6 protein-coding genes are annotated in these 7,697 nt (G+C 45.3%); 5 read left to right on the top strand and 1 reads right to left on the bottom strand.

What is annotated here, in order from left to right; translation table 11 throughout:
• A partial coding sequence (locus tag BCT81_RS29605; RefSeq protein WP_206748013.1) for a hypothetical protein occupies window positions 1-250 on the bottom strand: 250 nt, incomplete at its 3' end.
• Between the two features lie 56 nt (window positions 251-306).
• Here BCT81_RS29605 and BCT81_RS15165 point away from each other — a divergent pair.
• The 5 genes from BCT81_RS15165 to nhaA all read left to right on the top strand — a co-directional run bounded on the left by BCT81_RS15165 (window position 307) and on the right by nhaA (window position 7,485).
• Window positions 307-1,680, top strand: coding sequence for an MATE family efflux transporter (locus tag BCT81_RS15165; RefSeq protein WP_102424966.1), 1,374 nt, complete (start codon window positions 307-309; stop codon window positions 1,678-1,680).
• A gap of 122 nt (window positions 1,681-1,802) precedes the next feature.
• Window positions 1,803-2,474: an ABC transporter ATP-binding protein gene (locus BCT81_RS15160; RefSeq protein ID WP_004741308.1), complete on the top strand. Its 672-nt coding sequence runs from the start codon at window positions 1,803-1,805 to the stop codon at window positions 2,472-2,474.
• Window positions 2,455-4,908 carry an ABC transporter permease gene (locus BCT81_RS15155; protein ID WP_102424965.1) on the top strand — a complete coding sequence of 818 codons (2,454 nt, stop codon included), beginning with the start codon at window positions 2,455-2,457 and terminating at the stop codon, window positions 4,906-4,908. The genes BCT81_RS15160 and BCT81_RS15155 overlap by 20 nt, the downstream gene beginning before the upstream one ends.
• Window positions 4,898-6,046 (top strand): lipocalin-like domain-containing protein, encoded by a 1,149-nt coding sequence (locus tag BCT81_RS15150; RefSeq protein WP_102424964.1) that lies wholly within the window; start codon window positions 4,898-4,900, stop codon window positions 6,044-6,046. Before BCT81_RS15155 ends, BCT81_RS15150 begins: the two co-directional genes overlap by 11 nt.
• A 275-nt stretch (window positions 6,047-6,321) precedes the next feature.
• On the top strand, window positions 6,322-7,485 hold the full coding sequence (gene nhaA, locus BCT81_RS15145; RefSeq protein WP_102424963.1) for a Na+/H+ antiporter NhaA: 1,164 nt from the start codon (window positions 6,322-6,324) through the stop codon (window positions 7,483-7,485).
• The last annotated feature ends 212 nt before the right edge of the window (window positions 7,486-7,697 follow it).

Here is a 7,697-nt window from a genome sequence, read left to right as displayed (position 1 = left end):
ATTCAATGAAATAAACATCGGGACTAACTTTGATTTCCATCAATTTAGCGGTAATCCGGATTAAGTTGGGCATTTTATATATGGTGTATGTTTGATATTTACCTTTTATGGTTTGCTTGATAAATGATTCGACTTTCAAGCCTGGAGTAGCACGTTTATTTTGCTTAGATTGGATGAGTGAGACAGTCAAAGACGTTATACGGAATTTTATGCATTCAGTATGATTTATGTATGGTTGAATTTCGAACATTGATATACTGAAAGAATAATTCCATTGCCATCAACACGTTCCGTTCAGGTGTGCCTATGCTGCTCTCTTCAATTATTCATCATACACGCGGCGATTTTGTTCGCAGGCTGATTGCCATTGCTTTGCCAATCACCTTGCAGAGTATTATGTTTTCAAGCCGAGGCTTGGTGGATGTGCTGATGCTAGGCCAGCTTGGGGAAGCTGATATTGCGGCAGTTGGTGTCGCGAGCCGAGCGATGTTTGTGACGACTATTATGCTGGTGGGTGTGACCACTGGTGGTGCTCTGCTTACTGCTCAGTATTGGGGAGCTGGTGATAGACAAGGGGTAAGGGAAAGTACCGCATTAACCTGGTTGGTTTCGACCCTGTTTGCTCTTCTGACGATTGTCTTCTTTGTCTCTTTCCCTGCTCAAATCATGGGTGTGACGACCGATTCTCAAGAAGTGATCAGTTTAGGTGTTGAGTACATCGTCATTACCTCTTTTAGTATGTTGGCGGTGTCGTGCGTTAGTAGTATGGCCGTGGGCTTACGAGCGATGCACAAACCCGGGCTAAGTACCTTCTTCAGTGGTATTGGTATCCTATCCAACGTGTTTTTAAACTGGGTGCTGATCTTCGGTAATCTAGGTTTTCCGGCTCTGGGTATCAAAGGTGCTGCGATAGCCACGGTATTAAGTGGCGCTATCGAAGTGGCGACCTTGTTTGGTTACCTCTATTTCTCTAAACACTTACTCGCTTTTGGGCTCTGTGACATCAAAGCTGCTGCGACGGTAGATAAAGTCGTTCGCTTCTTGAAGTTGTCGCTGCCTACAACCTTCAACTTCTTAGCTTGGGCTGGTGGCTTGTTCGCTTATCACGCCATCATGGGACAATCCGGTGTGCAAGGCTTAGCGGCGCTTTCGGTGATGACACCTGTTGAATCTATCTCATTGAGCTTATTGATAGGGATGTCGAACGCAGCTGCGGTATTGGTGGGGAACCAACTCGGCGCCAAAAACAATGAAGCGGTTTATTATCAAGCGCTCGGTATTACTATCCTATGTTTCTTAACCAGTATTGTGGTCGCGATTTTCCTCTACTTTGTGCAAACACCAATCTTGAACGCGTTTAGTGCATTAACGGAAGAAACTAGAGCACTTTCTGAGAAGTTTATTCTGATCCTCAGTGTCGGTATTGTTATTCGCTCAATCCCTATGACGGTGATTGTTGGTGTGTTGAGAGCGGGGGGCGACGTTAAGTTCTGCCTCTACCAAGATTTGATAGCACAGTGGGTGATTGGTATTCCGCTAGCGGCTGTCGCGGCCATCTACTTTAAATTTCCACCAGAGTGGGTGTACTTACTTTTCCTCACTGAAGAGGTGATTAAGTGGAGCGGTTCGCTGTATCGCATGAAAACAAGAAAATGGATTAAAAACTTGATAGGAAGTTGAAGTAGGGCGCATCAATCGCATCACTTTATCGTTGGCATGTGATCTATCTTTCAAAATACTTCCTCCTAACAGGGAATTAGTGTAGATTCTCCTTCCAAATTCTAACTAATGCGAGCTGTTGAATGTTAAAGCTGTCAGACCTGTGTAAAGGCTATGTTGATGGGGGGGAATTCCACCCTGTTTTGCAAGGTGCTGAACTGACATTGAATCAAGGTGACCAACTCGCATTAATGGGCGAAAGCGGCTCAGGAAAAAGTACTCTACTTAACCTAATTGCAGGTTTGGATCTCGCTGACTCTGGCGAAATCGTTTTTCCAAACTTCAACATGCACGATTCTACCGAGCGTGAACGTACCGCTTATCGTCGAAACAACATTGGTCATATCTTCCAGCAGTTCAACTTATTACCAACGTTGAATATCGCAGATAACATCCGTTTTTGCCGTCAACTAAAAGGCTTACCTGAAGATAAAGGTTTGTGGAGACAGATTCTTTCTGCTTTAGACCTTATGCCTCTACTTGGTCGTTACCCAGAGGAAGCATCAGGTGGTCAGCAACAACGTGCCGCGATCGCTCGAGCCTTGTATATGGAGCCAAAAATCTTATTGGCTGATGAACCGACAGGTAGCCTCGATGAGCGTAACGCAGAAGCGGTAATGCGCTTGCTGACCTCTTTAGCTCGCCAATTAGAATGTACGCTACTGTTGGTAACGCACAGTGAAAAAGTTGCCCTGCATATGGACGGCCGGATCCGCCTACAAGGAGGACAGCTGCATGTTATGGCCCGTAGTTAAGGCGCTACTCGGTCACTATCGACGTTACCCTCTACAAATTATCTTGGTATGGCTAGGCTTAACTCTTGGCGTATCACTATTGGTTGGTGTTACTGCTATCAATCAACACGCCAAGCAAAGTTATGCTCATGGCGAAAAACTCTTTTCGAATCCTCTTCCTTACCGTATTCGACCAAAACACAACGCCAATAAAATCCCGCAAGGTTTTTACATCCAGCTTCGCCGTGAAGGCTTTCAACAGTGCTCTCCTTTTGATCACCATCGTATCACTGATGAAAACGGCGCGAATTTTATGTTGATTGGTATCGACCCTGTTTCGATGCTTCAACTGCAACCGGGCGTGGCGTTAAAAGATCTTAATACGTTGAACCTGATGAAACCGCCGTACCCAATCCTTGTGAGCGACGATCTTGCTGAACACATGGAGTGGAAGAACGGTGACTACATCCACCTTATGGATGGTTCTGAGCTTGGCCCATTAATGGTTGATCAAAACAACATCATTGATGGTACTAGGCTGATTGCCGATATCTCGCTACTTAGAATGCTGAAACGCAGCGCTGGTTTGTCGGTCATTGCGTGCTCAGACATGTCTACCGAAAAGTTTGAACGACTCAAGAGCATGCTACCGAATGGCTTGACGATTTCGCGTAGCTCTAAAGCAGAACTTGAGTCACTCACTAATGCCTTCCACTTAAATCTAAAAGCGATGGGGATGCTGTCCTTTGTTGTGGGCTTATTTATTTTCTACCAAGCGATGTCGTTATCATTTATCCAACGTCAGCCGTTAGTGGGGATCTTAAGACAAACCGGTGTATCGGGTTGGCAGCTCACTAAAGCGCTATGTTTAGAGCTATTGATTCTGGTTTTACTGAGTTGGATCTGCGGTAATGTCTTTGGTTTGATGCTTGCAAACCAACTGTTGCCAGCGGTGTCTTCTAGCCTTGGTGATTTATATGACGCCAATGTTGGCTTAACGATTGACTGGAATTGGCGTTGGAGCGGCTACAGCTTAATGATGGCATTGATTGGTGCTTTCTTGGCGTGTGCATGGCCATTGGTTCGCTTACTCAAATCTCAGCCGATTCGTTTGTCTTCTCGCTTATCCCTGATGCGTTTCGCGGGCACTGAGTTCACTTGGCAAGCTTTGATAGGTTGTGGTTTCCTTGTTGCTGCTGTTGCGGTTTACCAAGCGCCACAAACTCAAGAGTCAGGTTTTGCCATCATTGCGCTAATGCTGGTGAGTGTGGCTCTGTTTACGCCGTTTTTGATGTGGAAACTGTTTAACAGTCTCTCCTATTCATTACGTTGGGTTCGTGCTCGCTGGTTCTTCGCGGACGCAGCATCAAGCATGAGCTACCGTGGTGTTGCGACTATGGCCTTTATGTTGGCATTAACCGCGAACATTGGTGTAGAAACTATGGTTGGTAGTTTCAGAGACACTACGGACAAATGGTTAACACAGCGATTGGCCGCAGACCTCTATATATACCCAACAAACAACGCAGCAGCACGTATGAGTAACTGGTTGTCAGAGCAGCCAGAAGTTGATTCTGTGTGGTGGCGCTGGGAAAAAGATGTCGCTTCTCCAGTGGGCAGTATTCAAGTGGTGAGCACCGGGCCTTCAGAGGGCGAGCTTGAAGCGTTAACGATTAAACTCGGCATCCCGAATTATTGGTATCACTTACATCACTCTAAAGGTGTGTTGATCAGCGAATCCATGTCACTCAAGTTGGGGATTCGCCCTGGTGATTATATTGATCTATACGACAACCTAGGCTCTGGTTGGCAGGTTGTCGGTGTGTATTACGATTATGGCAACCCTTACCACCAAGTGATGATGTCACATCGAAACTGGTTATACGGTTTTGCAGGTCGTGGTAATGTCGGACTGGGTGTAATACTAAAAGACGATGTGAATGCTATTGGGCTGAGAAGCAGGCTGGAAAGTGTATTTAGGCTTGGTTCTGAGCGTATTTTTGACAACAACAATATTCATAGCCAGGCGATGCGCGTGTTTGATCGAACCTTCGCCATTGCCGATACCTTGGGTAATATCACGTTGGTAATCGCCGTGTTCGGTATTTTCTTTGCGACGGTCGCTGGTGAGGTTTCAAGACAAAGGCATATATCGTTGCAACGATGTTTAGGCGTATCGGCGAAAGAGTTGATCCTTACCGGAAGTTTGCAGCTGTTTGTGTTTGGGCTTATCTCTTCGTTAATCGCAGTTCCACTTGGTTTAGCGTTGGCGAACTTGATTGTTGATATCGTTATCAAGCAGTCTTTTGGCTGGTCACTCGAGCTACAAGTGCTTCCTTGGGACTATTTCGAGACATTTGCTTGGGCAATGGCAGCATTGATGTTAGCTGGTGCTTTACCAGTGATGAGAATGATTCGGAACACACCGATGAAATCATTAAGGGATGCGCTTTAATATGTTTCTAAGGAATAGCTCAACTAAGTTAAGACACCGATTTCTATCATCCCTGTTGTTGATCAGTTTCTTTGGCATCTTTTTGAGTGTTTGGGGCTACTATTCTTATTTTGTCGACCCTGGCGAGAAAGGAGTCAACGAGATTAATTCGGTGTTGGTCAGCGAACACTTCAATGTATTTGAACCTGTCTTGCCTGACCGAGGCGTATCACTTCCACGAGACTTCAAGTTCCACCCGGAATTTCAGCACGAGTGGTGGCACTATTTTGCGTCTTTGAAAGGGGACGATGGCAAAGAATATTCAGTTCAGTGGAGCTTCTTCCGCATTGCAACGGATGAACGTGAAACGCCGGGATGGCAGAGCCCACAAGTTTACATTTCGAACGTGGTGATCTCTTCTAAATCCAAAGTGTGGAAAGAGCAGAGAATAGCTCGTGGTGGCATTGGCCAAGCGGGAATGACCAGTCGCCCATTTAGAATTTGGATTGATAATTGGAACTGGCGCTCACTGGGGAATACACCGTTTCCTGGTCGTCTACAATTACAAACGGATACGTTTGGGCTGCAATTAGATACAGTGGCGAAAGGGCCATATGTACTTAATGGCGAGAACGGTTATCAGAAAAAGCATGATTTGCTACCTGTCGCGTCGTACAACTTTAACGCGCCGTTTTTATCATTGAGTGGTGTACTGAATCTTGATGGCGTAGCTAAGGAAGTAGAAGGCACAGCGTGGGTCCACAAAGAGTGGGGCAGTGGCTTACTTGGAGCCGGTCAGCAAGGCTGGGATTGGTTTGTGTTTAACCTTGATGACGGTACAGCACTGAGCATCAACCGCTATCGCCATAATCAGCAGTTACCCTATGTGTTCGGGACGTTAGCCACTCGTTCTGGCAAGGTTTACCAGTTAACGGAATCGGATATCTCGATTCAGCCTTTGCAGAACACAACGCTAATGAATGGCAGACGAATGCCGCTCCAGTGGATCATTAACGTGCCTAAGCATGATATCAACCTAACTACGCGCATTATACGTCGAGATATGTGGCTTCCATTTGTCATACCATATTGGGAAGGGCCAATCATGGCCAGCGGAAGCCATGAGGCAACCGGCTTTATGCAGCTTACCGGCTACTAAAAAACACCTAAGGCTATCATTTGATAGCCTTTTTTTGTGCCACTTACTTTTCTCTGCATGCAATGAATTGTGCATACAGGTTCGATGAACTCATCTATACTTAATTCATGGTGCATAACAACATTATGGAATATACGACGTATTGTTTAGTATTTGTAGGAAAAACCGAAGTTAAACATCCAAAGAAGTGATTATCTATCGATAAAGCTTGGATATAAACTCATGGTTATTCTTTGTTATTCGTTTATTTAAATAATAAATATAAGGGCGAAATCATGACCGACGTCATCCGTGACTTCTTTAAAATGGAATCTGCTGGCGGCATCATCCTAGTTATCGCTGCGGCGATCGCAATGTTTGTAGCAAACTCACCACTGAACGAAATGTACCAGGGCGTCCTGCACAGTTACGTTCTCGGTATGTCTGTGTCTCACTGGATCAACGATGGCTTAATGGCTGTCTTCTTCCTTCTAATTGGCTTAGAAGTTAAACGTGAGCTTTTAGAAGGCGCATTAAAGTCTAAAGAGACTGCTATCTTCCCGGCTATCGCTGCGGTAGGTGGTATGTTGGCTCCTGCACTTATTTACGTGCTATTTAACGCTAGTAACCCTGAAGCGCTTCAAGGTTGGGCTATCCCAGCTGCAACTGATATCGCATTCGCGTTAGGTATCATGGCACTTCTTGGTAACCGCGTACCTGTAAGCTTGAAAGTGTTCCTGCTGGCTCTAGCAATTATCGATGACCTAGGTGTTGTTGTTATCATTGCATTGTTCTACTCAGGTGACTTATCAACACTTGCACTTACCGTTGGTTTCATCGCAACAGGTGTGCTGTTCATGCTAAACAACAAGCATGTGACTAAACTGAGCGCTTACCTGATTGTTGGTGCTATTCTGTGGTTCGCAGTATTGAAGTCTGGTGTTCATGCAACATTAGCGGGTGTAGTAATTGGTTTTGCTATCCCACTGAAAGGCAATAAAGGAGAGCACTCTCCACTGAAACACCTAGAGCACGCACTGCACCCATACGTAGCTTTTGTAATTTTGCCAATCTTCGCATTTGCAAACGCAGGTATCTCACTGGAAGGTATTTCAATTTCAAACCTGACAGGCATGCTACCTCTTGGTATCGCTTTGGGTCTACTGGTTGGTAAGCCGCTGGGTATCTTCCTATTCAGCTGGGGTGCTGTTAAAACAGGTGTAGCTAAGCTTCCAGAAGGTGTGAACTTTATGAATATCTTCGCGGTATCTGTGTTGTGTGGTATCGGCTTTACGATGTCTATCTTTATTTCATCGCTGGCATTTGGCCCTACAAACGCAGATTTCGATACGCTTGCTCGATTAGGTATCCTGATGGGTTCAACGACTGCAGCTATCTTAGGTTACTTCCTGTTAAGTATTTCTTTACCGAAAACTAAGCACCAAGAAGTAAAACTTTAATCGGTAACTGGCTCGGCTAACCGTCGAGCCACTTCCCAAGGAATAAGCTAACTCTTGAGTAGCAACAGCCACTGAACCATTCCCGAGAGCGATGTGGCTACAAATAACAAAAAGCCGCGATATGAACTGACCCCCAATAGTTGGACACCAATTATTGGGGGTCTTTTTATGTCCAAATATAGCCGAGAGCTAAAATGTATCATTGCTAAGCA

It is taken from the genome of Vibrio sp. 10N.261.52.A1, from assembly GCF_002876325.1.
In the GTDB taxonomy this organism is placed as follows: Bacteria; Pseudomonadota; Gammaproteobacteria; order Enterobacterales; family Vibrionaceae; genus Vibrio; species Vibrio chagasii.
Note: the sequence above shows the minus strand (reverse complement) of the source record. Positions and strands in the feature narration are given on the sequence as shown.